Genomic DNA, 23281 nt, shown 5'->3' on the forward strand with positions numbered 1-23281 from the left:
GGTGACGCGACGAGCCGGACACGGGCCATGCCCGGGAACGGTGATGTGGCTACCAGGTCCCGCAGGGCGACGCGGTGAGGACCACAACCGACGTAGTGGGCGACGTCGGCCGGCTCGGTGATCGGGTGGCCGACGAGCCAGCGTTGCCTCTCCGGTCCGGTCGCCACAGGATGCGTAGCGGCACCTGCGCTCGGTCGGACTCGCACGGCCCGTGCGTCGCGACTTCCGCCGGCATTCGGCCCGTCCGTGGGCCTCGTCGGCGATCACCCACCTGAACGGCACCCCGGCGTGGCGCGACCAGATCATGTACTCCAGGGCACCCAGGACCAGGTCGGTGTCACAGCTGTCGGAGGTCTTCCAGCCGACGATCCAGTCGGGCAACGAGTCGCACACGGCCGCGAGCCGGAAGGTGCACTCGCCGGTGCGAATCCGGCTGGCGTCGGCCACCCGCGACCGGTCCGGCACAGCTGCGCTGAAGTCCCAGTTCACCCGATCGGGTTCCGGGGTGGCGCGAGGATCCGGCCTGGTCTATCGAACGCGCCACCATTTGCGCAGGATTGCGCCCCGCCGCCCGGCCTGACGCATCAGCCGCTTGATCCGTTTGCGCGGCCACTACGGCGCAGGACCTGGTGCACTCGCGCGCTGGCGTAGGTGCCGCCTGAGGCGGCGCGGATGACGGCGACCTCAACGGTGGTTGCATTGCCCTCCAGTCCGGGCCGGGACGGTCGGCTCGGCGGGCCATCCAGCCGTATAGGTGGAGGAGACGACGCCCGGGTCCCGAAGGACGCACTGGATCCCGAAGCTGATCCACGAGCTTGACTACTGCCACCGGATCGAGGTCGAGTCCGGCCGCGAAAACGCGGACGCGGCCTTGAGGATGTCATTGGTCCGCTTGAGCTCCCCGTTCTCCCACCGCAGTCGGCACAGCTCCTCCGACTCGTCGGTCGTCGGTCTGTCACCCCGGTCGCTGCGGCCGGACTCGTCCTCCCTGATCCGGTTGCGCGACGCCTCCCGGTGCACGTTCGCCTGCCCGGCCAGGCTTCGAAGCACGGCTTGGGATCGGCCTCCCGGTACAGCAGGACGACACGAGCCTTCACCTCACCGGGGGACCTCGACCGAACATGGACCAGACCGGGCATGTTCGACGCCACCGCGGTGGTCGGGTAGTTGCGATCAGATACCGGCAACCACGGACGGAACGTCACTCGCCGGCGGTCACCAGTTCAGCAGCGTGACGGGCGTTGACCGGTCAGGCCGATCCGGCACCGCGTTGGTCGGAGAGTCGGTCAGGTGCTGGTGATCTTGGCAGCGGGGATGGTCAGGCGGGCGTTTCCGAGGTCGGTGTTGACCACGGTCACGTCGGTGAAGGTGAGGCTGGGCAACACCAGCGGTGGAGGATGAGCCGGGGTGAAATCGACAGGGAGGCCGACCGGGCCGACCAAGCTCAAGGTTCCCTTCAACCGCAGGGTGAGCAGCTCGATGCGGTGACCGGTGGCGGTCGAGACGCTTCCGGGTGGTGCGGTGATCGTACCCAGGTGGCCGTCGATCAACTCACTCGTCTGGACCAGGCTGGTGATGTCGATGCGGCTGGCGGTGAACCTGAGCACCTCGACCGTCACGCCACCCACCCTGGTTGTGCTCACCCCGTGGTACTGCAGTCCGCTCAGCTGAAGGACGGAGGCCGTCAGCACCCACACCCGGCCGGACGGAGCAGCGGTGGTGGTGGTCGAGGGGGAAGCCGCCGGGGCACTGACCATCGCGCCGACGAGGAGGACCACCACCCCCGCCGCCCGGGTGCGCGACGAGCCCGGGCCGTCTTCCTGGCCGCGATCCCGCCCGTCAGCGGACGGAGGCGCCCACGAAAGGGCCAACGCCCCACCTACGAGTCCCAGCGCAGTGCCCACCAGGAATCCGCCGAGGTTGCTGTTGACCAGCGCGATCAGCGACACGAGGATCGCGGTGACGCCGGCCGCCACCCGGTACTGCGGCCTGATCCACAGCGACACCGCGCAGATCAGGAGCAGAGCGGCGATCAGCAGCGCCGACACCCCGCCGATGGTCCTGATCGAGAGCACGAGGTCGCCCAGCCGGAAGGAGGCGTACGGCGGCAGTCCTATCGCGACGGAGGCGGGCAGCAGGAACACGCCGGCACCGAAAGGCCGTTGCCTTCGCCAGCTGCGGAATCCCCGCCATCCGGCCCTGACCCGTCCGAGCGGCCCGCTGCTCACCGCGGCCACCGGTGGCCGCAGGTGGACTCAAAAGCATTCATTCTTGCCACTCCTCAGCGACATCGCGAGGTTCTTCAGCCGCAGGGTCTGAGCAGTGGTGCTCCAAGCCGTTTGCCGGAGTTGGCCGATCGTCGCGCCGTCGGCCTGCAAGCCGAACGATCCCGGCCTGCCCTTCGCCGCTGCCGGTCCCTTGGACAACTGAGCGGCGTCGATACCGATGTGGGTGTCGGTCAGGAGGAGATCGCCGGTGAGCGAGGCGATGCCGATGATGATGTCCGTGGACTCCATCGCTGCGGGCCCACCCGAGGTCAGCACCAGGGTGACGTCTCCGACCAGGGGCACCTTCGGCAGGAACACCGACTGGCAGAAGTTGTCCATCCTGGCCTTGCGGAACGCCCCTACCGCGACTGCGTGGGCCTCGTCGGCACCCTGGTCGACGTCTCCGTACAGGACGAACCCCTCACCCACCAGCTTGTCCGCGCTGATCTTGAACGCGCTACCGGACACCGCGAACGACGCCGCCAGCGCTCCCTGCGACAGTCCGGTGAGCAGCAGTGCCGCTCCGGCCAGCGCCATTCCGAGGATCCCGGCGAACCGGGCCCACCTGGTCCTTCCTCGCGATTCCGAGCGCTTCATGTCCCCATCCCTTCCTCGGTCGCCCGGCAGTCGGGCGGAATTCTGTGCGCGGTGCGGACCGCGACGACGTCGCGGCACCTGTCGGCCCGGCGACTTGCCGCTAGCCGCACGCGGCCCGGCGCACCGCGTTTCGCAGGCCCGGCTGACGAGGGGCTTCTACCTGCCCGGCGGTGCCCGCCGTGACCGCGCGCCGGGCGACGCCTCGCTCCGTGGTGCGGAGTCGCCGGCGACTCATGACAACTTCTTGCCGAGCGCTCGTCCGGCGATCCGGCCCGAGAAGATGCACCCGCCGAGGAACCCTCCTTCCAGGGCGTGGTAACCGTGCACTCCTCCGCCGCCGAACCCGGCCGTCTCACCGGCCGCGTACAAGCCGTCGAAGACGGATCCGTCCGGCCGCACCACCTGCGAGTCGAGGTTGGTCTGCGCCCCGCCCAGGGTCTTGCGGGTGAACAGGTTCAGCCGGATCCCGTACAGCGGCCCGTGCGCGGGGTCGAGCAGCCGGTGCGGGTGGGCGGTGCGCATCAACCGCTCGACCTTGTACCGGCGCACGTTGTGCATCGACATCAGCTGCATGTCCTTGGTGTACTCGTTCCGCACCTGCAGGTCGCGCGTCACGGCTTCGTGCTCCACGCGCGCGAGGTCCAGCGGTGTTCCGGGGGTGAGCGCGTTCATCGCCTCCACGAGCGAGGGCAGGTTCCGGCGGACCACGACGTCCTCGCCCCATTCGACGAAGTCGCGCACCGACTTCATCAGGCTCTTCTTCAGCCGCAACGGCAACAACGCGTAGTTCTTGCCGGTCAAGTCGGGGTTCTCGGCGGAGCCCGACAAGTCGAACTCCTTGTCCAGCATCGTCTGGGTCATGATGAGCCAGGAGTGCGAGTGGCCGCTCAGCCCCATGTGCTGCAGCACGGTCCCGGACGTGTGCCCTGGGAACAGCGGCGGCGGCAGTCGCCGCCCTGCTGGGTCCAGCCACAGGGCCGACGGGCCGGGCACGAAGTGCGACGCGTGGCGCGGCCAGGTCGGGCTGTGGTGCTTGAGGCCCTCGGAGTAGTGCCACATGCGGTCCAGGTTGACCACCGAGCCGCCGGCCCGTGCGGTGATCTCCAGCATCCGCCCGTCGACGTGCGCCGGCACGCCGACGAGCATCGACTCCGGAAAGGCGCCGAGGCGGTCGGTCGGCCAGTGGGCGCGCACCATGTCGAGATTTCCGCCCATGCCGCCCGAGGTGACGACCACCGCTTGCGCTCGCAGGTCGAACGTGCCGACCTCGTGCCGGCTGGAGGGCGCGCCGCGCGGGGCGTCCGAAGGCTCCAGCAGCGCGCCGCGCACACCGACCGCCGCTCCACCCTCGACGACGATCTCGTCGACCCGGTGCCGGTGCCTGAAGCTCACCGAGCCGCGTGCGGCGGCGTCGAGCACGGGGTCACGGAAGATCCGCACGAGTTCGGGTCCCGAACCCCAGACGACGTGCGCCCGGGGCACGGAGTTTCCGGGCCCGGTCGCGGTGCCGGCCCCGCGCTCGAACCAGCCGACGTTGGGCATCAGGGTCAACCCGAGCCCGCGTAGGTAGTCGCGCATGCCGCCGGCGGCGAAACCCAGGTACGACTCAGCCCACGCGCGAGCCCAGCGGTCCTCGAGGTCACGGTCGAAGCCCGCCGTGGCCAGCCAGTCCGACAACGCCAGTTCCAGCGAGTCGTTGATGCACAGCCGTCGCTGTTCCGGCGTGTTCACCAGCAGCAGGGCACCCTGTGCCCAGTGCGCCTGCCCGCCGAGGTTGGCTTCGTTCTCCTGGTCGACCACGAGCACCCGTCGCCCGAACCTGGCCAGTTCGAAGGTCGTGACGAGCCCGGCCAACCCGGCGCCCACGACGATGACGTCCGCCACGTCGCTCATGACAGCTCCTCCCCGCGGTCCTGAGCGGCGCCCACATCGGCGAGGAGCCGGCGAACCGCTCGGACCAACTCCTCAGGAGCTTCCAACGGCAGGAGGTGGCTGGCACACGCGACCAGCGCCAACCGCCCGTGACGCAGTTTCAGGCGAGCCGTGATGGCCTGCCAGAAGGGAACTTGCGGGTCCTGGAGTCCCCAGACCACCAGGGTCGGCATCGGCAGCTCGTGCAACCGGCCCAGAACCGGGTTTCGCTGCCCGAAGAGGCCGATCGCAGCGCGTTGCGAGCGCACGCTCGTCTCCAGCGCCACCGGTGTGGATACCGCCCGCTCCTGGCTCGACCACCAGGCCGCGTGAATGCGCCACGGTCGGCGCGCTCCGATCAGCGCTATCGCCGCGACGTACAGCCGGGGACCCCACGGCAGCGCCGGGATCAGGCACGCGGTCAGATCCCCCAAGGGGGTGACGGACTGCAGGATCGCGATCGGGTTGATGACGCGTCCTAGCCCGGCGGAATTGACCAGGACCAGCGCCGGCACCCGACTCGGTTGTTCCAGAGCCGCGTGGATCGCCACCGCTCCTCCCAGCGAGTGCCCGATGAGCACGGGTCGCCGCAAGCCGAGTTCCCGGGCGAATCGCCACAGGAAGCTCGCGAGCGCCGGGATGGAGGCGTCGCTGGTCGGCTCGGTGTAGCCATAGCCCGGCAAGTCGACCGCGACCACCCGGTAGTGGTCTGCGAGGCCCTGGATGACGTCGTACCACTGCTCGGCCACGGACGCTTCACCCGGAACCAGCAGGACGGGTGGGCCGCTGCCTGCCTCCAGGTAGCGGGTGGCGGTGCCGTCCACGTCGGTCCAATGCTCCTCTACCCCTCGCGCTCGCTCATCGGTGGAGGTGGTCATGGAGTTCTCCTCGTTGAAGGGGGGACGCTGGGAACCACGCGGCGCGGAGACTCGACACCCGTACGGGTCTCCTTCGACTGCCGAGAGCATCGACGGACGCACCGCGCAGGGCTGGCGGACAGGCACACTCGATGCGTTTGATGGCGCGCACGTCGCGTGGCCGCACGCCCGCTCGCACGGGGACGATCCGTGCTTCTGCTGCCGCCGGACCGGCTCCGCTCGGCGTTGCTCACGCCACCCACTTCGCCCTGTCAGGACGGTTGGCGGTCAAGCGGAGGAACCCCTGTGGCACATCCTCCTTGCGGAGGAAAGCCTCGATGAGGACGAGGCGGTCCGTGGTGGTGACGGCCCGGGCGAGCGCCTTGTCCAGGTCGGCAGGTCTGCGGGCGGACAGCACGAGCGGGTGCGGGACGCCGAGCGCCGCCGGCACCTCGGGCCAGTGCCAGCGGACCACGTCGTTGTAGGGGGCCCGCAGCCCGTTGGTGATCCGCTCGACCGTGTAGCCGTCGCTGTTCACCAGGACCACGATGGGGTTGAGCCGGTGACGGCCGATCACGCCGAGCTCCGGCGCGGTCAGTTGAGCCGCGCCGTCGCCGACGAGCAGCACCCCGCGGCGGGATGGGTCAGCGAGCTGCCCGCCGAGCAGCGCGGGGATGGAATAGCCGATGGATGACCACAGCGGCTGGGAGATGAAGCGGGCCCCGTCGGGGAAACGTGGCTCCGCCGCGCCGAAAAGCGCCGTGCCGCTATCGGCGTAGACGGCGTGGTCGGGCCGCAAGGCCTCGCCCACGGCTTTCCAGAGGTAGGACTGGGTCAGCGGGGTCGCGGATCCGCACAACGTCCAGCCGAGGGCGGCAGCGGAGTTCTTCACCGCTGTCAAGATGCTCGCCGGCGAGTCCCGCCGGCGCGGCGTGGTGACGGGCGTTCGAACCGGTCGCCGCTCCTTGATCAGCGAGGTCAACGCCGTCAGCGCGGCGGCCAGTGGCACGCCGGGGAATTCCACGCCGTTCACCCGAGCGGTCGCCGGTCCGAGGTCGATGGTCCTTCCAGGATCGAATTCGTGCGTGAACTTGCCGGTGATGTGATCGGTGAGCAGCACACCCGCCATGATCAGCGGGTCCGCGCGGTCGATGGTGGCCCGGACACCCGCCTCGCTCATCGCACCCGCGTACAGCCCGAGGAAGCCGGGCGTCTGCTCGCTCACCACCGTCTTGCCGGCCACCGTCGTCGCATGCGGCAGCGGACCGGCGGCCACCAGCGCGGCCAGCTCCGCGCGGGCGTCGAACCGGTCGACCAGGAAGTCCGCCAGGACCGCGACCTCGTCCGACTCGGCGAGCCGCGCGCGGGCCGCGGTGCGAAATGCCTCCAGGTTGTCCGGGTCGGCTGCCTTCAGGTCCGGTGGCTTCAGCGGCGGAAGCGGGAATGCGGGGCCGAGGGCAACGTCGCGCGGTACTCGCAAATACCCGGGCCGCCTTTCCCGCAGGCAGGCCGTCACCACGCGGTCTACCTCGGACAGGGCGTCCTCTGGTCGCAGCACGGCGTCGGCGCACACCACCTGCCGGTGCGCTCGGGCGAACCGGTCGAAATCACCGTCCCCCATCGTGTGGTGGACCGCGCTGCCCTCCCGCTCGGTGGTCGTGGTCGGCCCGATCGCGATGTGGAGCACCGGTACGCGCTCGGCGTAACTGCCCGCCACGCCGTTGATCGCGTTGAGCTCACCCACGCCGAAGGTGGTGAGCAGCGCACCGAAGCCGTTGACCCGCCCGTAGCCGTCGGCGGCGTACGCGGCTCCCAGCTCGTTCGTCGTCCCGACCCACTCCACCCGCGGGTGGGCGACCACGTGGTCGAGCACCTTCAGGTTGTAGTCCCCCGCCATGCCGAACAGGTGCCGCACCCCCAGGGCACTAAGGCGGTCCAGGATGTGGTCGATCACCGTGGCGCTCGTTTCCGGTCGATCGGTCGTCATGTGCTTTCCTCTCTCGGCGTGGAACCCGGCGTCGCACCGGTGTTCCGCCGGGACGCGGTGCGCCTGGCTCGCCCGGCGTGCCGGACGGTGCAGGCGCGTTGTGCTGCAGTCATGTGCGTGTCGAGGCCGCGCATGACTGCTCCCATCGCGGGGACCGCGAGGTGCAGCTTCGGGTGGCGGTTGTTGCCCCACACGAGAGTCCGGTGAAGCCCTGGTGGTCCTCGACTCGCGGATCCTTGGCTCCGCGCCACCGACCGTATGCGGCGACGCGACGCGCGTCGCCCGTCGAAGCCGTCTCGCGTGGTGTGCCGATCCGCCACGCGTCACGCACTCGTCTTCGGTGCCTCATCGGGACACCTGCCGTTCTGGCTCGCGCGTCCGACCCGCCGCAGCGAAGCGCCGGGCGGCGGCCCACGACAGGTTCCGCCACGTCAGCCAGCACCCACTTGAGACAGCGCCGTGTTGGAGCCCACGGCGGCTCGGTCGGGGCGCGGACCCGACCGCGAGCCACCCCGCCACACCTTTCACACCTCCCGTGACCCCCGGTGACACAACGACCCGTCCATGCGCCCTGTCGAGGCGCACCGCGCACTTCTACGTTGTTGCTCGAGAAGTGGATGCCAGGGGCTCGTAACCCCCTCGCCGCCCTCCGCTGCGGCGCGCTCGCGACGGCGCCGCAGCGTCCGCTCCCACCACGGCGAAATCCGGTTGGGCCGATGATCCGTTGAGGAGCACGACCAGTGGAATCGCACGATCGCGAGACGAACGTCCCGGACGGGTCGGGACCGCCAACACCACAACCGGACGCCGGAGCGGGGCGGTGGTTCCGCGACTTGCCGGCGGCGATCGGCGCCGGACCGGACCCCAGCGACGAACGGTTCCACGACGCCGCCTGGAACTCCCCCGGTTACCGGTACCTTCTCCGGACGTACCTGGCATGGCGCCGACTGGTGCTGGCGAGCGCCGAGGCTCCATTCGTGCCGGCGCGGCGCCGGTCGCAAGCGCGGTTCCTGGCGGAGGTCGTCACCGAGGCGGTGGCTCCCGTGAACACGCTCATCGGCAATCCCGCGGCGCTCCGCCGCGTCGTGGCCACCCGCGGCGCGAGCGTGGCCCGCGGCACGATCAACTTCCTCGACGACGTGGTGCGCCGCGGCGGCCGCCCGGCCAAGATGTCCCCTGGCGCTTACCGCCTGGGCGTGAACCTGGCCGCCACACCAGGTCGGGTCGTGCACCGCGACGACTTGATGGAGGTGCTCCAGTACGAGCCACAGACCACCGAGGTGCATCGGGTTCCGCTGCTGCTGATCCCCGCTTGGGTGAACAAGTACTACATCTACGACCTTGCCCCACGCCGCAGCGTCGTCGAATGGGCGGTCCGGCAAGGGTTCACGGTGTTCGCCGTCAGCCAGCGCAACCCCCTGCCCCACCACGCGGAGATCGGGCTGGACGAGTACTTCCACCGGGTTCCGCTACGCGCTCTGGACGTGGCGCGGGAGATCACCGGATCCCCGGAGGCGCACTTGGTCGGGGTGTGCGCGGGCGGGGTGCTCGCCGCGTCCCTCGCCGCCCGGCTCAAGGCAACCGGTGAACCGGGAGCGGCGTCGCTGACGCTGCTGATGTCCGCCCTCGACCACCCCTCGCCCGACGACCAGAACCAGTGGTCGGAAGTCGAGATCAAGCTGTTGACCGGTGTCCTGTCCAAAAGCGACGGACTGGTGGATGCCGACCGGATCAGCCTGCTGTTCGACCTGCTGCGCTCGCGGGACACGGTGTGGCAGCCGTCGATCTCCGGCTGGCTGCTGGGAGAGCGGCCGCAACCCTTCGACATCTGGGCGTGGAGCGAGGACGGGGTGGACGTGCCCCGTGTCCTCTTCGAGCAGACGCTGCGGTTGTCGGTCGACAACACGCTGGCCCGCGGCCGGCTGCTGATCGGTGGGCAACCGGTGAACCTCGCCAACGCCACCCAGGACGCCTTCGTGGTCGCCGGTGTCCGGGACCACATCGTTCCCTGGCAAACGGTGTACCGCAGTGCGCGCTTGCTCGGCGGTGATGTCGCGTTCCACCTGGTGCCGTCCGGGCACGTGGGCAGCATCATCAGCCCGCCGCGCCCCAAAGCCGCCTACCGGGCGGGGCTGAGCCCCCTGCCGGACGATCCCTCGGTGTGGTCGAACGGCTCGGTGTCACGACACGAGTCCTGGTGGCAAGCCTGGACCCGGTGGCTCGCACCCCGTTCGGGACCACTTGTCCCCGCCACTGCCGTGGGGAGCGACCGGCACCCCGCTGGCGTCCCCGCTCCAGGCCAGCACGTGCGATCGCGTTGATCGGCGCTCCGAGCCCTCGTGGCGGCAGCCGCACTTCGGTCATCGAGCACAACGACACCAAGGAGTCGACCCATGATCTTCGACCGGTTCCGCTTGGACGACAAGGTCGCGGTGGTGACAGGCGCCGGTCGCGGCATCGGTGCGGCGAGTGCCATCGCGCTCGCCGAAGCCGGTGCGGATGTCGTGCTCGCCGCGCGCACACAGTCACAACTTCTCGCGGTGGCAGAGGAGGTGCGGAGGACGGGTCGTCGAGCGATCGTGGTGCGAAGCGACCTGTCCGACCCAGGTGCCGCAGCGGCGCTGGCCGGTAACGCCGAGGCCGAGTTCGGCCGGATCGACGTCGTGGTCAACAACGTCGGCGGGGGTCGGCCCGGTCCGCTGGCGGGCAGTTCAACAGACTGGTTGGAAAAGGCCTTCCGCTTCAACGTGTCCACTGCGGACGCGTTGACGCGTGCCGCAGCTGAGGTGATGTTGCGCGGCGACGGCGGCGCGATCGTCAACATCTCGTCCGTGGTCGGACGCCTCGCCGGTCGCGGGTTCCTCGTCTACGGGACGGCCAAGGCGGCGTTGATCCACTACACCCGCCTCTCCGCTGCGGATCTGTCGCCCCGGGTCCGGGTCAACGCCGTGGCCCCGGGGACCGTGCTCACGTCGGCGTTGCAGAAGCTGGTCGGTGAGGGAACGATGCGCGAGCGCATCGAGTCGGCGACCCCGCTACGGCGTATCGGCGATCCGCAGGACGTCGCAGCCGCGGTTCTCTACCTCGCCACGGACGCGAGCTCGTATATGACAGGGAAGGTGATCGAGGTCGACGGCGGATTGCACGCTTTCAACGTCGACTTGGACCTCCCCGACCTGTGAGGGCTTCCCACGGCACCAGGTCGATGCGACGGTCGCCGACGTCAGGATCAACGGCACCGGCGGCGCCACCGAGTCGTTCGACGACGACGGCGGCGGCGGAACCGTCACCAACGCCAATTCTCACGGCATCCACTTCACCCTCGTCTCCGCGGACGCTCCGCCGGCAAGGGCGCGGAGGCGACCGCTTGCGCCAGGTCGAGCAGATGGCGGGTCGTCCCGGGCTCCGGCAACCGCACCCGGCGCAAGTGGTTGCGCAGCTCGAAGGTCTGGTCCACCAACCAGAACGGGCGAGGAGTCGATGCCGTCCCCCTGAGTCGGGGGCGGGATCGACTCCACCCCCAGCTCTAGCGCGTGTTTCAGATGTGGCGTAGCCAGATGTTGATGGCGGCGATGTCGATGGTGGCCTGGTAGCGGATGGCGAGTTTGTCGTATCGGGTGGCGACCGCCCGGTGTTGTTTGAGCAGGTTGATGCCGCACTCGACGGCGTGGCGCTGCTTGTAGACCTGCCGGTCGATCGTCGGTGGCCGTCCACCGTGGGAGCCTTTGGCCTTGCGGTGGGCGGCCTGGTCGCGGGGCTGGTCGATGGTCGCCTTGATCTTTCGTCGCCGCAGGTAGGCGCGGTTGGCCTTGGAGCTGTAGGCCTTGTCCGCCAGGACCCGGTCCGGCCGGGTACGTGGTCGACCACCGTCCGGACGCGACACCCGGATCGCCTCGATCACCGGCACGAACTGCGGGCTGTCGCCGCGTTGCCCCGCGGTGACCAGCAGCGACAGCGGTTTGCGGCCTTGTTCGCAGGCCAGGTGCAGCTTGCTGGTCCACCTGCCCCGCGACCGCCCCAACCCGTGATCGTCCGGTTCCGTGCCACCGGTCGGTGTGTCGGGCGGTTCGACCTGGAGATCCCCCTTTTACGCGCACCGGCGGCATGCTGGTGCGCCCGCATGATCGTGGAATCCACGCTCACGTCCCACACGATCAGCCCGTCGGCGTCCGCACGGGTCTGCAGCGCGGCCAGGATCGCTTGCCAGACCCCGGCCCGCTGCCACCGTCGGAACAACCCGTAGACGGTCTGCCAGGGCCCGTACTCGGGCGGGAGATCCCGCCACGGAGCACCCACCCGCACCCGCCACCGGACGCCGTCGATCAACTGCCGCTTACTCCACTTCGGGGGACGTCCCGGCCTGACGCCGACGGGTAACAGTGGTCGCACCAGTGCCCACTGCGCGTCGGTCAGATCGAACCGCCCCGCTGCCGCTACGCTGGCCACGAGGTCTCCGGTACTGCGGTTTTGCTTGGTCGCTAAACCATCTACCGGAGACCTCGCCACATTCCGGCCACCGACACGCCGCCAGCCACCTCACCTTTGAAACACGCGCTAGAGGGCGTCCGCCTGTGCGGCGGCCAGCGCGTGTTCCACCGTGTCGTGCAGCGGCAGCAGTTTGTCCATCGCGGTGACCGTCAGCGAACGGCGCACGGCGCGGCTGGCCACTACGTGGACCGGTCGGCGCTGGAGCGACGCGTTGTGCACACGGATGTGGCCGAGTGCGGCGATGCCGGAGGAAGCGAAGAACGTCACCCCGGACAGGTCGATCACCAGGGCTTCCACGCCGCTGTCCAGCAGGTCCACGCAGCGTTCGCGCAGCTCGTCGCTGTTGACCATGTCGATGTCCCCGACGACACGGACGATCACGGCGTCACCGTGGAGGTCGGTGGTCAACTCCGGAGTGGGCGAGTCGGCAGCATTCACCGCACCATCATGACCGCACCTGCGGTCCGGCACAGCCCCTGCCCGCCCTGGAAATGGGCGTCGCAGTCGGTGGTGAAGGGCGCGGTGCGGGCTCACGCAGCCCACACGAGCCTGCACCGCGCGACCAGACCGCCGTGGGCGCTGTCTGTTCAACGACATCACGTCGAGCCTGGCCCACCGCTAGCGCGGTCCCGCTGTGCCCCCACGCGCATCGACCCGCTGCCCGAGCTCGCCCGGCTGTGCCGCGAACACGACCTCTGGTTGCACGTCGACGGCGCGCACGGGGCCGCAGCCTCGATGACCACCAGGGGCGCGCCGCCCTGGTCGGGTTGGACGAGGCGGACTCCGTCGTCATCGACCCGCACGAGTGGCTGTTCCAGCCCTACGAGATCGGCTGCCTGCTCGTGCGGGACCCCGCCACGCTGCACCGGGCGTTCGCGCTGGGCCGGTTCCGCGCGCAGGCCGGGTACCTCGACCTCACCCGCCCCGACCTCGGCGAGGTCAACCTGTCCGACCACGGCGTCCAGTTCACGACCGCCGCCCGGGCGCTCAAGCTGTGGTTGTCGTTCAAGGGCTTCGGCGTCGCCGCCTTCCGCGCGGCCATCGACCACGGACTCGACCTGGCCGAGCACGCCGCCGAACTCGTGGAGCGGAGCGACGAGCTGGAACTGCTCGCCGGACCGAGCCTCGGCATCCTCTGCCTCCGGTACCGGCCACGGGCAGCGGACGGCGCCGCGGACCTCGACGCGATCCAGGCCCGGATCGCGGAGACCGTCAACAACGGCGACCGGTTCATGATCGCCACGACCGGCGTGGACGGCCGCCGCGCCCTGCGGCTGTGCACCATCAACCCCCGCACCACCCCGGCCGACGTCGACAGCCTCGTCGTTGACGTTCTGGAAGCGGGCCGCGCACTGGAGTGACCAGCCTGCTCGCCCGACACCGGCCGCCCGGGACCCGGCGAGCAGCGCCTGCACCCCGAACAACCGGTGAGGGCCGACCGGCAGGACGACGGGCCCTGCGCGTTGCCGAGTGCCGGTGGGTGGCGCGGCTGCGGGCTCGCCGGCCACTCCCCCGGTGTGCGCCGCGCCGCGTGGCGAGTCGGGGCGACTGTCCGGCGGCTGGGCCGTGAACCGGGCCGCCCACCGCGAAGCCGATGGCTCCCCGGCGGACGGTCACCGGCCTTCGACGCCGAGGTCTACCCCAGTGTCACGCGGTCGAGTGCGCCACCGACGTGGGGCGAGCGGCAGGGGCCGAGCCACCTGCGCGGGCGACGCGGTTCGGTCCGGACGGGCGGCGGTCAGTACCTGATGACGACGCAGCCGTTGCCTCCGACGTCGCCGGTGTACCCGCTGAACACACCGCCGTTGGCGCCGTTCCCACCTCGTCCGGTGCCGGCCGCGCACTCGGACGGCACCGTCGCGCCAGGTGCGCCACCCGCACCTCCGCCGCTGCTGAGGACACCATTGCCGCCGGTGGCGCCGTTCGCGCCGGGGGTGGTGGTGGACACGGTCCCCGCGCAGCTCACCGAGCTGCTCCCTGCTCCCCCCACGCCGCCGGTGTTGTCACCGAGCGAGCCCTTCCCACCGTTGCCGCCGCCACTGCTGGCCCGCACGGTCGTACCGGTGGTGATGCTGGAGCTCCCACCCCACGCTCCGGCCTTGGCCTGGTAGACGCCCTCCCGCGGGCCACCTCCGGCACCGCCGGCGCCGACCGAGATCTTCAGGACGGTGCCCGAGGTGACGGTCAGCGTGCAGCTGGCGTTCGCGCCGCCCCCGGCACCGCCCCCACCGGGCCCGGGCACGGGGAAGAACCCCCAGCCGCTGCCGCCACCCCCGCCGCCGGCTCCGACGACGTGCACGGTGACCGCGGTGACGCCCGCCGGCACGGTAAAGGTCGGGTTGCCGGGGTTGGTGTAGACCATGACCGAGGCCGCGTGAGCCGGCGTCGCCACGGCCAGCGGGAGCAGCAGCACCGTCAACGCCACCGAGGTGAGCCCTCTTCGGCGGGTGGAACGGCCGGACGGATCGACGAGTGACATGAGTCCTCCTTGGATTGGCCAGTGGTGTTCACGTTTCGCGGGCGTGCACGGCAGTCGTCCGGAACGAGGACGTGCCGCAGCCGACGACGGGAGCCGCGCCCAGGCAGCGGGGGGTCAGGTGCACCACGCGAAAGCTGTCGCATCGGACTCCGATCACCTGGGACCCGTCGAGGCGATTCTTCCTTCGTACCGGAAGGCCGCCTGAAACAACAGGTGCAACGAGGTTGATTCACGCTCGCACGACGAAGAATTCCAATCAACATCGAATCCGGTAGCACCACGGCGAATCGGGTGACCCTTTTTTCTATGTTTGTCTCCTACCATACGACCCTGCCTCATGTGACAGCAAGCGATAGAGCAAGTCGCCATCCCGACCAAATCGATCAACACCACCCGAAGAATGTCCGGAGAGCTGGTGGACCCGCGTGATGACGTCGAGGGCATGCACTTGTTCTGGAGGCCGCTGCCTCTAGGAGAACCGGCGCTTCGTGGACGCGACGGGCATCCACCGGGCGGTGCTGCCGTGCACGCCGCCAGCGGTGATGAAGCTGCTGGGCGAGGCTGGCCCGTTCCGCGGCGCGACTCCGAGTGCCAGTGCAACACGGATAATGAAGACAGGTATTATGCAATGATCAAACGCATTCGCCGACAGCACGTGGTGTCGAAGTCCTACCCGAAGGGTTTGCCTACGAAGCCGGCCAGTTGCGTTCGGCGGGTCGGCGCCGCGGCAGACCAGGGCGTGTAACGCGGTCGGCTTGTCGGCGTGCAGGTCGTCCAGGACCGGTTCACCGGGTGTGGTCGGGATCGCCGACACGCCGAGCATGTCGTCGCGCCGCTGGTGCTCCTCGCGTCCGGCCAGGGCCAGGCGGTCCGGGACATCACCTCGTTGATGCAGGTGAGCGAGGACTACGTGGTCGGTGAGGCGGTCCGTGAACGGATCTGCCTGATCGCCCGCACTGCGCCCGCCGACTGGGGCATCACCGCGTTCTCGACCTGGTCGTTGTCCAAGCTGCGCGACCATCCGCTCGACCGCGGCACCGTGGCCGCGGTCAGCCGGGAGACGCTGCGGCGCAGCCTGCGCGACGCGGGCGTCTCCTGGCAGGTCACCACCACCTGGAAGGCGTCCACCGACCCGGATTTCCTCGCGAAGATGCACCGCATCCTCGACCTCTACGACCATCCGCCCGGCGACGGGCGGGTGGTCTGCGTCGACGAGTTCGGACCGCTCAACCTGATGCCGCGCAAGGCAGGGCCTGGCGACCCGCCGGGTCGCCGCGCCGATTACGGGCGACCTACAACCGCCACCACGGCGGGATGCACATGCTCGCCGCACTCGACCTGACCACCGGAAAGATCCACTACCGCATCCGGTGCCGCAAACGCCACCGCGAGTTCCTCGACCTGCTCAAGACCCTGCGCGCCCGGTGGCCCGACCAGCGGCTCCACCTGGGCATGGACAACTTCTCCCCGCACCGGCACCCCGACGTCCGCCAGTGGGCCACCGACAACGACGCCGAGTTGGTGTTCCTGCCGACCTACTCCAGTCGGCTGAACTGGATCGAGGCGGAGTTCGCCGCCCTGCGCTACTTGGCCCTCAACGGCACCGACCACCTCTCCCACGCCGAGCAGAACGCCACCATCGGCTCGTTCATCCGTTGGCGCAACGCCCGAGCCCGGCCCAAGACCGGCTTCGCCACCGACTCGCCCATCCGCACCTGGACCCATTACCCGGCCAAGGCTGCGTGACGCGCCACCAGCAACAAGCGCGACCGGTCGGCCCGGACTTCGCCGGGGGCCCGTTTCACCGGGTGGCCGTCGGGCACCGCCATCCTCATCACACCCCGCAGTCGACAGGCCGCCGTACCCCGAGGCTCCGGCGCGCCGGCCGCGACAACAAGGAACACCCACCCGTGGAGACCGGCGTCCCCCTACGGTGGCGTCACCGAACAGGCCATCGGACTGTTCGCCCGCGGCCGACGTGCGCCAGGCCGACCGGGAGGTGCACGTCATCGCAGACCGGAACGCCGTGCACCGCAGCAAGGCCGTCCGCTCCTGGCTCGATGCCAACGCCGACCTCAAGCGCAACGTCAACGCCTCCCGCGCCCACAGCGCCAACCGGCTCGCCCACGAGATCCGACGCTCCCGCACCGCCGCCGGCACCAGCCGCACATCGTCCGCGGCCACTTCCGCACCCCGCACGTCCGCTACGCCGCCATGTAGGCAACCGACCGCTTTCGGCTCAACAGCAGTCAGCTCTCTTGTCCCGGACCGCCGCTGCGGTCGGGGGGAGCGAGGGGGGCGGCGCCGTAGCGGCGTTGGCGGCGGCCGTACTCGGTGATGGCCCGCCACAGGTCACGTCGGTCGACGTCGGGCCAGTGGTCGGGGGTGAAGTACAGCTCGGCGTAGGCGGCGTGCCAGGGCAGGAAGTTGGAGGTGCGTTGCTCGTCGCCGGTGCGCCACAGCAGGTCGACATCCGGCATGTCGGGGTGGGGCAGGTGACGGGCGAAGTCGTCCGGGCCGATGAGGTCGGGGTCGACGTCACCGTCCCGGACGGCCTGGGCGAGTGCGGCGGCGGTGCGGGCGATCTCGTCGCGGCCGCCGTAGTCGAGGCAGATGGTGAGAGTCAGCCCGGTGCGGTCGCGGGTGCGGTGCTCTTCGCGCCTGATGGCGTCGACGAGGTCCCCGGGCAGCCTGTCCGGGCGGCCCAACCAGCGCTGGCGCACGTCCAGGCCGTGCAGGGGGCCCTCGTCCAGTTCACGTCGGACCCCTTCGAAGATCGTGGCGACTTCCTCGGTGCCGCGTCCCCAGTTCTCGGTGGAGAACGCGTAGAGGGTCAGGTGGCGCAGGCCGATTTCCAGGGCGCCGTACACCACGTCGTGAGCGGCGGCGGCGCCGGCGCGGTGACCTTCCTGACGGGGCAGGCCGAGCTGCTGCGCCCAGCGGCCGTTGCCGTCCATGATGACCGCCACGTGGTTGGGCATCTTGTCGGTGGCGATGCGCGGGGGTCGGGCGCCGTCGCGATGCGGCGGCGGGGGCCGGAGCGCGGTGTCGTCGGACGCCGGGCCCGGCTCGCTCACCTTCACCGCCGCGGGGAGCCGGACTCCCGGCGCGGTCAGGGGGCTCAGGCCCCACACCAGGGCCGAGCGCAGGCGGGCGGGGAGCAGCACGCGGGCGCGGGCGATGACGGACGCGCGCGGGGCACGCGCGAGCAGGGTGGGGCCGGCCGCGTCGATGGCGTCGAGTTGCAGGCGCATCAGCACGGCCGCCGTGTCGAGCACGGTGGCGGGGCCGGGGTGCATTCCCCTGGTCAAAGCGGGCCTGGTCAGCCATCGGCGGGCCAGGGCGGTCAGGTCGGCGACCAGGGCCGCCACGGCCGGGCTCCAGCGGCCCCCGATCAGGTCCTCCTCCGCACCGGGGAAGGGCTCCATGGCGTCCTGCGGCAGGAGCAGGTGGCCTTGGGCCAGGTCGGTGCCCAGGTCGGTGAGGAGGTCGGTGAGCTGGGCGCCGTCGACGAAGTGCCGGTAGTCGGCCTGCCGGTCCAACCGCAGCGTCATCGGCGCCCCGGCCTGGTCGAACAGCTGTCGCACCTGGTCGACCCAGGGCACCACTTCCCGGTTGCACCAGGCCCGCCACTGGGCCCAGTTGGTGAAGCGCAGACCGTGGGCGTCGTCCCGCGTCGTGGCCATCGCGCCTTGCAGGCCGGACAGGTCCAGGCGCCACCGCGCCGCCGCGTCCACCAGGGCGTGTCGGACCGGATCGGTGCTCGTGCCCACCGACAGGTCGTGCTCCAGGGCCTTGGTCCACGCCTCGACGTCGGCCGCGCGCCGGGCCGGCTCGACGCCTGGCCGGTCGGCCAGGTCGTCCAAGGCGTTGGCTGCCGCCCACAGGGCCCAGCACGCCGGGCGCAGCGCGGCCGGCATGAGCTGGACGAGGGCGTGGACGGCGGGGTCGTGCGCTCGTGTGGTGCGGCGACACAGCCGGTATGCCGCCTGGACGAGGGGGTCCTCGCCCATCGGCGCACGGCCTGTGGCTCGGGCCCGCCGCGTGGGCACGGGCGCGTGGAGGGGTGTGGGATCGGGCTGGGGGCGTGTGCGCATCTGGGGACCGGGACCTCAGGGTGCTGTCGTGTCGGACGCCGACGCCGACGCCGAGGGGGCGGGGGGTCGGCGGGGCGGGGCGAGGGAGGAGTCGCTTCCCGGCTCGGGCGCGGGAGCCCGTGCGATGGCGGGCAGGGTGCTGCGGGTGCCGCGACGGAAGCCCACCAGGGCGATCAGGGCCGCCACCGCGAACCAGGTGAGCTGGATGGCCAGGTAGGCCGGCACCGGGCTGGTGGAGAACCCGGCCGCCGTGCTGGCCTGCATGGCACCGTAAGAGGGCAGGAAGCGCACGATCGGGTTGTCGGCCCCGGAACTCACGATCGGGTTCTGGAGCGCGAGGTCGATGATGCTGGTCATCACGATGGCGAACATCCCCTCGACCTCCCGGCGCAGCACCGAGCCGAAGCCGACGCCCAGGGCGCCGTAGGTGAGCCCGGCGCAGAACAGCGCGGCGGCGAGCAGCAGCGGCTGCCGTGGTGTCCACGCCAGGCAGGTGACCGCGGTGGCGTAGGCGGCGACCGCCGCCGAGACCAGGGCCAGCGCGGTGACCTTCGCCAGCACCAGGTGGGTGCGGGGATAGCCGGCCATCGCCAGTCGGCGGTCGAAGCGGCTGCCGGAGAACGTGGCGGCGAACATCATGAAACCGGTGATCAGGGTGACCGCGTTGAGCGCGCCGCTGATCTCCGTCAGTTCGTTCCCCCGCGGCGCCAGGGTCTCCCCCGTGGCGCGCAGCCGCAGGGACGCGGGGGTGTCGGGCATCGCCAGGTAGGCCAGGGTCGTCCACAGGGGGATGAACAGGACCACGAGGAGCAGGGCGAACCGGTTGCGGCCGTGCTCGATCAGCGCGAACCGGGTGGCCGTGGCGAACCAGCTTAAGTGGGCCCTCACGCGGACACCGCCTCGTCGCGGCGGAGCACGCCGTCGTCGAGGCGCCACAACTCGTCCAGCCGCTCGGTGTCGTAGGCGAGGTGGGATACCACCAGCACCGAACGCCCCGCATCGCGCAACCGCGCGGCGAGATCCCAGAACCGCTGGTAGGTGTCCCAGTCGAAGCCCTGATAGGGCTCGTCCAGCAGGAGCACCCGCGGGTTGTGCATGAGAGCCAGCGTCACGTTCAGCTTCTGCCGCGTCCCACCGCTGAGCACGCCGACGCGTTCGTCGACGTACCCGGTGAAGTCCAGCACAGCCATGATCTCTTCGGCATACCGCAGATCGGTCAGGCAATAAGCTTTCCGGAAGAACTCCAGGTGCTGCCGCACGGTCAGCGCGTCATTGAGGACTGCCTGCTGTGGGCAGTACCCGAATGGACCAGCGTGACGGACTGTGCCGCGAGTGGGCCGCAACTCACCGGACAGGATCTTCAGCAGAGTCGATTTACCCGCACCGTTCTCCCCGACGACCCCGCACAGCGTGCCCGGACGAAGCCGCAGGTCGACGCCCCGTAAGACGACACGCCGGCGATAGGCGTGACGCACACCTCTGACCTCCACGCTTACTTCCCCCATGCATCCGGATCAACCGTAATCGGATCGTCCAACGATCATGACGCGGAGAAGGTACGAGCCTTCACTCCGATGGTCTAGTAGCGTGTCGCTGCTTAGTTATGGTGCTTGTGGCCGAGATGCTGTCGTCCGGCAGGACCTTCTCCCTGCCGGATAAGGACTGTTGAGATGGTGTCCCAGATGAAGCGGCCGGTCAGGTTGTCGGCGCGGGATCGTGAAGCGTTGATCCGGCTGACCACTACCGGTGTGCATCCGGCGTCGTCGATCAGGCGGGCCCAGGTGCTGCTGGAACTGGATGTCTCGGTGGGCGAGCCGGATCCGAAGGAGGTGATCGCGGCCCGGCTCGGGGTGTCGGGCGAGATGCTGCGGCTGGTCGCCAAGCGGTTCGCCGAGACCGGCGGCAATGCGCCGGCCACGGTGTCGCGGAAGAAGCGGGATCTTCCGCCGGTGCCATCCCCCCGTAACCGGAAAGGTCGAGGTCCGACTGATCGCCCTGGCGTGCTCGCAACCGCCGGCCGGACACCCCGATGGTCGTTGCGATTGCTGGAGAAACACGTCGAACTCACCGAGGGCATCCCGAACCTGGACCACTCCACCATCGGCCGGGTCTTACGCATGGAGGACGTGCTCGCGGTCTACGCCCGGCCGCACGACCCCGCCCGTCCGGTCGTGTGCATGGACGAAAAACCTTCCAGCTCCTCGACCACGTCCGCGAACCGCTCCCCGCCCGGCCGGGCCGAGACGCCCGCGAGGACGGCGAATACGTCCGGTGCGGCACCTGCTCGATCTTCGTGTGGACAGAGCCGCTGCAAAGGTGGCGCCGTGTGCATGCCCTGGACCGGCGAACCAAGATCGACTGGGCCGGGCAGGCCAAGGAACTCCTGACCTTGGACTATCCCGACGCCGAGACCGTGGTGCTGGTCATGGACAACCTCAACACCCACGGCATCGCCTCGCTCTACGAGGCCTTTACGCCCGACGAGGCCTTCGCCCTCGCCCAGCGCCTGGAAATCCACCACACCCCCGAACACGGATCCTGGCTCGACATCGTCGAGATCGAACTGTTCGCACTGTTCGCACTGTCAAGGCAATGCCTCGACCGCCTCATCAGCGACCACGGCACCCTCAACGCCGAACTCGCCGCCTGGCAACATGTCATCAACGCCGAACAACGCCAGGTCCGCTGGCAGTTCACCACCGCCGACGCACGCGTCAAGCTCCGTCATCCATATCCCAGAGTTAGCCGCGACAATCTACTAGCAGTTGCGGGTCATGACGTTGGTGACGGCTGGTAGAGCCTGAGACGAGGGACGGGTCTTTCGGCGGCAGGATGAGAAGTGCGACCAACACATCCGCCGAGCAGAAAGACCCGTCCGTGCTCCACCGTAACGCCCCGCTGTCCGTCTAAGGCCGCCACCGCCTCGTCCAACGCTGCCGCACCCGCCCCATCGCCCACGTCGCGGCCGAGATGGGCATCTCACGTCAGTGCGCCTCGAAATGGGTCAACCGCTATCGCCGCTTCGGCGAGGCCGGCCTGGCCGACCGCCCCAGCGCTCCGCACCGGCAGCCCACCGCCACCCCGGCCGAGGTCGTGGTCCGCGTCGAGCGGCTGCGCCGGGCCTCGTCGGCGGTGAGCCGGCCTTCGGCGACCAGCTCGGTCACCTGCGCGGTCGACCGGGCGCAGGAAGCGCAGGGCGATGTCGGGGTGCGCGACCTTGGCGATCAGGCGGTTGCCCGGGACGACCGCGCCGGAGCGGTCTTCGGTGATGCCGGACAGCCGGTAGTGCAGCAGCTCCTTGCTGATCATGTTCCCTGGCCGCGGCGCGGGCGGCGGGGTTGTTGCCCGAATATCAGGAGTGCCTGCAGTCGGAGCCGGTACCCGTACTACGACCCGATCTCCACGCTCGGCGAAACCGGCCGCCAGTGGTGGGCATCGCAACTCTGAGCCCGACCGCCACCGGAAGCCCTGGGCTCAGAGGAAACCTCAAAGCATCGCACCCGGTGGCGGGTGAGGCAGCGGATGAACTCGACCATGCCCCGCTCGTCGCGGCCGTCGTGGATGAAGTTGACGGCGAAGGGCAGGCCGGGGATCTCCCGGGCCTCCGGGTGCCAGAACTGCGCGCTGGGATGTTGAGCTGCGGTGATCGAGCACCTCGGACTGTGGTACTTACTCGTTCCCGAACTGTCGAGGCCGCGTGACCCGGCAGCAGGCACTCCGGCAGGCTGTCGTCGGAGTTGCGCCGTGCTCGTCGCAGGGCAGCATCGACAAAGCCGTGATCGTGGGTGTGGCCGGGAGTTCATGCACCTCGTTGGAGCGCGACGTCCTGCTGACGTTCTGTCGCGCCGGGCTACTCGCTCCCAGTGACCTCATCACCCCGACGACCTATGGTCGGCATGCGCGGCGTCGTTCTGGTTACCGAGGTGTCGAGGGAAGCTCGAAGTGATGGCCTGATCCTGCCGGGTGCGCTGAGCGCGGTCCGCACCCGGCAGGTCGGAGTCAGACGGGGATCGGCCCGAAGATCCAGTTTCCCTTGGCGTTCTCCTCCGTGCTACGGAAGAACTGCTCGTTGGCGGCGTGCAGTTCCGCGCGGTCGAGCGAGCCGTTGCCGTCGAGGTCGAGCTTGTCGAAAGCGGCGTTGCCCGCGTCCTCGGACAGGCGGAAGGCGCTGGCCGCCATGCGGACGTACTCCGTCCTGGTGATCCGGCCGTCGCCGTCGACGTCCATCAGGTCGTAGAAGGCGTCGGCGACCGGTGCGATGTGGGTCCGGTAGCCCTCCTCGGACGCGGTCACGAACCGGTCCATGCCCGAGGAGTACTCCGCGACGTCGACGCGATCGTCCCCGTCGGTGTCCATCGGGAGCGTGACGGCCTCCCACAACCGGTTGTAGCGGTCCCGGACGAGTTCGCTCTCGGACGAGCCCGGCGCGTACCCGAATGCGGTGACGAGCCGGTCTGCGGAAGCCGTGTAGTCCATCCTGTCGATGGTTCCGTCGTCATCCAGGTCCAGCAGTGCGAAGAGGTGCGCGAGTTTCCGCTGGAGTAGTTCGTTGAGCATGGGATGCGGCTCTCTCTCCGAAGGAGATTACTCTGGCGGTG

General features: G+C 69.9%; 18 protein-coding genes and 3 pseudogenes. 6 read left to right on the plus strand and 15 right to left on the minus strand.

Annotated elements, in window-relative coordinates; translation table 11 throughout:
* Nucleotides 1-819: 819 nt before the first annotated feature.
* From ACRAKI_RS21425 to ACRAKI_RS21450, 6 genes are all read right to left on the minus strand, one after another.
* The gene (locus tag ACRAKI_RS21425; RefSeq protein WP_447002291.1) at nucleotides 820-1050 is read right to left on the minus strand and encodes a hypothetical protein; all 231 of its coding nucleotides are present in this window, start codon (nucleotides 1048-1050) and stop codon (nucleotides 820-822) included.
* Between the two features lie 236 nt (nucleotides 1051-1286).
* Nucleotides 1287-2237: a DUF6114 domain-containing protein gene (locus ACRAKI_RS21430; protein ID WP_447002292.1), complete on the minus strand. Its 951-nt coding sequence runs from the start codon at nucleotides 2235-2237 to the stop codon at nucleotides 1287-1289.
* Between the two features lie 18 nt (nucleotides 2238-2255).
* A complete protein-coding gene (locus ACRAKI_RS21435; RefSeq protein WP_447002293.1) occupies nucleotides 2256-2804 on the minus strand; it encodes a DUF6230 family protein in 549 nt (182 codons plus the stop codon).
* A 291-nt stretch (nucleotides 2805-3095) separates the two neighbouring features.
* Nucleotides 3096-4757: an FAD-binding dehydrogenase gene (locus tag ACRAKI_RS21440; protein WP_447002294.1), complete on the minus strand. Its 1662-nt coding sequence runs from the start codon at nucleotides 4755-4757 to the stop codon at nucleotides 3096-3098.
* Nucleotides 4754-5653, minus strand: a complete 900-nt coding sequence (locus ACRAKI_RS21445) for an alpha/beta fold hydrolase (protein ID WP_447002295.1) — start codon at nucleotides 5651-5653, stop codon at nucleotides 4754-4756. The genes ACRAKI_RS21440 and ACRAKI_RS21445 overlap by 4 nt, the downstream gene beginning before the upstream one ends.
* Before the next feature lie 229 nt (nucleotides 5654-5882).
* Nucleotides 5883-7619 (minus strand): alpha-keto acid decarboxylase family protein, encoded by a 1737-nt coding sequence (locus ACRAKI_RS21450; RefSeq protein WP_447002296.1) that lies wholly within the window; start codon nucleotides 7617-7619, stop codon nucleotides 5883-5885.
* A 740-nt stretch (nucleotides 7620-8359) separates the two neighbouring features.
* Between ACRAKI_RS21450 and ACRAKI_RS21455 the strand changes: the two genes are divergently transcribed.
* Complete coding sequence (locus ACRAKI_RS21455) at nucleotides 8360-9940, plus strand: PHA/PHB synthase family protein (protein ID WP_447002297.1); 1581 nt, start codon at nucleotides 8360-8362, stop codon at nucleotides 9938-9940.
* Between the two features lie 72 nt (nucleotides 9941-10012).
* A complete protein-coding gene (locus ACRAKI_RS21460; RefSeq protein WP_447002298.1) occupies nucleotides 10013-10801 on the plus strand; it encodes an SDR family oxidoreductase in 789 nt (262 codons plus the stop codon).
* A gap of 134 nt (nucleotides 10802-10935) precedes the next feature.
* Here the strand turns inward: ACRAKI_RS21460 and ACRAKI_RS21465 are convergent.
* The 3 genes and pseudogenes from ACRAKI_RS21465 to ACRAKI_RS21475 form a co-directional block, all read right to left on the minus strand.
* Nucleotides 10936-11100: pseudogene (locus ACRAKI_RS21465) on the minus strand (wax ester/triacylglycerol synthase domain-containing protein); the annotation flags it as partial.
* Nucleotides 11101-11157: 57 nt separating this feature from the next.
* Nucleotides 11158-12065, minus strand: a pseudogene (locus ACRAKI_RS21470) (IS5 family transposase).
* Nucleotides 12066-12173: 108 nt separating this feature from the next.
* Entirely contained in the window at nucleotides 12174-12545 is a 372-nt protein-coding gene (locus tag ACRAKI_RS21475) for an STAS domain-containing protein (protein WP_447002299.1), read from the minus strand.
* A 53-nt stretch (nucleotides 12546-12598) separates the two neighbouring features.
* Between ACRAKI_RS21475 and ACRAKI_RS21480 the strand changes: the two genes are divergently transcribed.
* On the plus strand, nucleotides 12599-13468 hold the full coding sequence (locus tag ACRAKI_RS21480) for a pyridoxal phosphate-dependent decarboxylase family protein (protein WP_447002300.1): 870 nt from the start codon (nucleotides 12599-12601) through the stop codon (nucleotides 13466-13468).
* A 377-nt stretch (nucleotides 13469-13845) separates the two neighbouring features.
* Here the strand turns inward: ACRAKI_RS21480 and ACRAKI_RS21485 are convergent, their stop codons facing one another.
* A complete protein-coding gene (locus ACRAKI_RS21485; protein ID WP_447002301.1) occupies nucleotides 13846-14586 on the minus strand; it encodes a glycine-rich domain-containing protein in 741 nt (246 codons plus the stop codon).
* 1203 nt (nucleotides 14587-15789) lie between these two features.
* On the opposite strand from ACRAKI_RS21485, the gene ACRAKI_RS21490 reads away from it, so the two are divergent.
* Entirely contained in the window at nucleotides 15790-16332 is a 543-nt protein-coding gene (locus tag ACRAKI_RS21490) for a transposase (RefSeq protein ID WP_447008476.1), read from the plus strand.
* A gap of 503 nt (nucleotides 16333-16835) precedes the next feature.
* Here ACRAKI_RS21490 and uppS read toward each other — a convergent pair.
* The 4 genes from uppS to ACRAKI_RS21510 all read right to left on the minus strand — a co-directional run bounded on the left by uppS (nucleotide 16836) and on the right by ACRAKI_RS21510 (nucleotide 20601).
* Complete coding sequence (gene uppS / locus ACRAKI_RS21495) at nucleotides 16836-18599, minus strand: polyprenyl diphosphate synthase (protein WP_447002302.1); 1764 nt, start codon at nucleotides 18597-18599, stop codon at nucleotides 16836-16838.
* A 99-nt stretch (nucleotides 18600-18698) separates the two neighbouring features.
* Nucleotides 18699-19571, minus strand: a complete 873-nt coding sequence (locus tag ACRAKI_RS21500; RefSeq protein ID WP_447002303.1) for an ABC transporter permease — start codon at nucleotides 19569-19571, stop codon at nucleotides 18699-18701.
* Nucleotides 19568-20173: an ABC transporter ATP-binding protein gene (locus ACRAKI_RS21505; protein ID WP_447002304.1), complete on the minus strand. Its 606-nt coding sequence runs from the start codon at nucleotides 20171-20173 to the stop codon at nucleotides 19568-19570. Before ACRAKI_RS21505 ends, ACRAKI_RS21500 begins: the two co-directional genes overlap by 4 nt.
* 107 nt (nucleotides 20174-20280) lie before the next feature.
* Nucleotides 20281-20601: a hypothetical protein gene (locus tag ACRAKI_RS21510; RefSeq protein WP_447002305.1), complete on the minus strand. Its 321-nt coding sequence runs from the start codon at nucleotides 20599-20601 to the stop codon at nucleotides 20281-20283.
* A gap of 111 nt (nucleotides 20602-20712) precedes the next feature.
* Between ACRAKI_RS21510 and ACRAKI_RS21515 the strand changes: the two genes are divergently transcribed.
* Both ACRAKI_RS21515 and ACRAKI_RS21520 read left to right on the plus strand, forming a co-directional pair.
* The gene (locus ACRAKI_RS21515) at nucleotides 20713-21480 is read left to right on the plus strand and encodes a transposase (RefSeq protein ID WP_447002306.1); all 768 of its coding nucleotides are present in this window, start codon (nucleotides 20713-20715) and stop codon (nucleotides 21478-21480) included.
* 80 nt (nucleotides 21481-21560) lie between these two features.
* Nucleotides 21561-21803 (plus strand): annotated as a pseudogene (locus tag ACRAKI_RS21520) (helix-turn-helix domain-containing protein); the annotation flags it as partial.
* Between the two features lie 879 nt (nucleotides 21804-22682).
* Here the strand turns inward: ACRAKI_RS21520 and ACRAKI_RS21525 are convergent.
* Complete coding sequence (locus ACRAKI_RS21525) at nucleotides 22683-23240, minus strand: EF-hand domain-containing protein (RefSeq protein ID WP_447002307.1); 558 nt, start codon at nucleotides 23238-23240, stop codon at nucleotides 22683-22685.
* Between the last annotated feature and the right edge of the window lie 41 nt (nucleotides 23241-23281).

Source organism: Saccharothrix isguenensis (genome assembly GCF_052936305.1).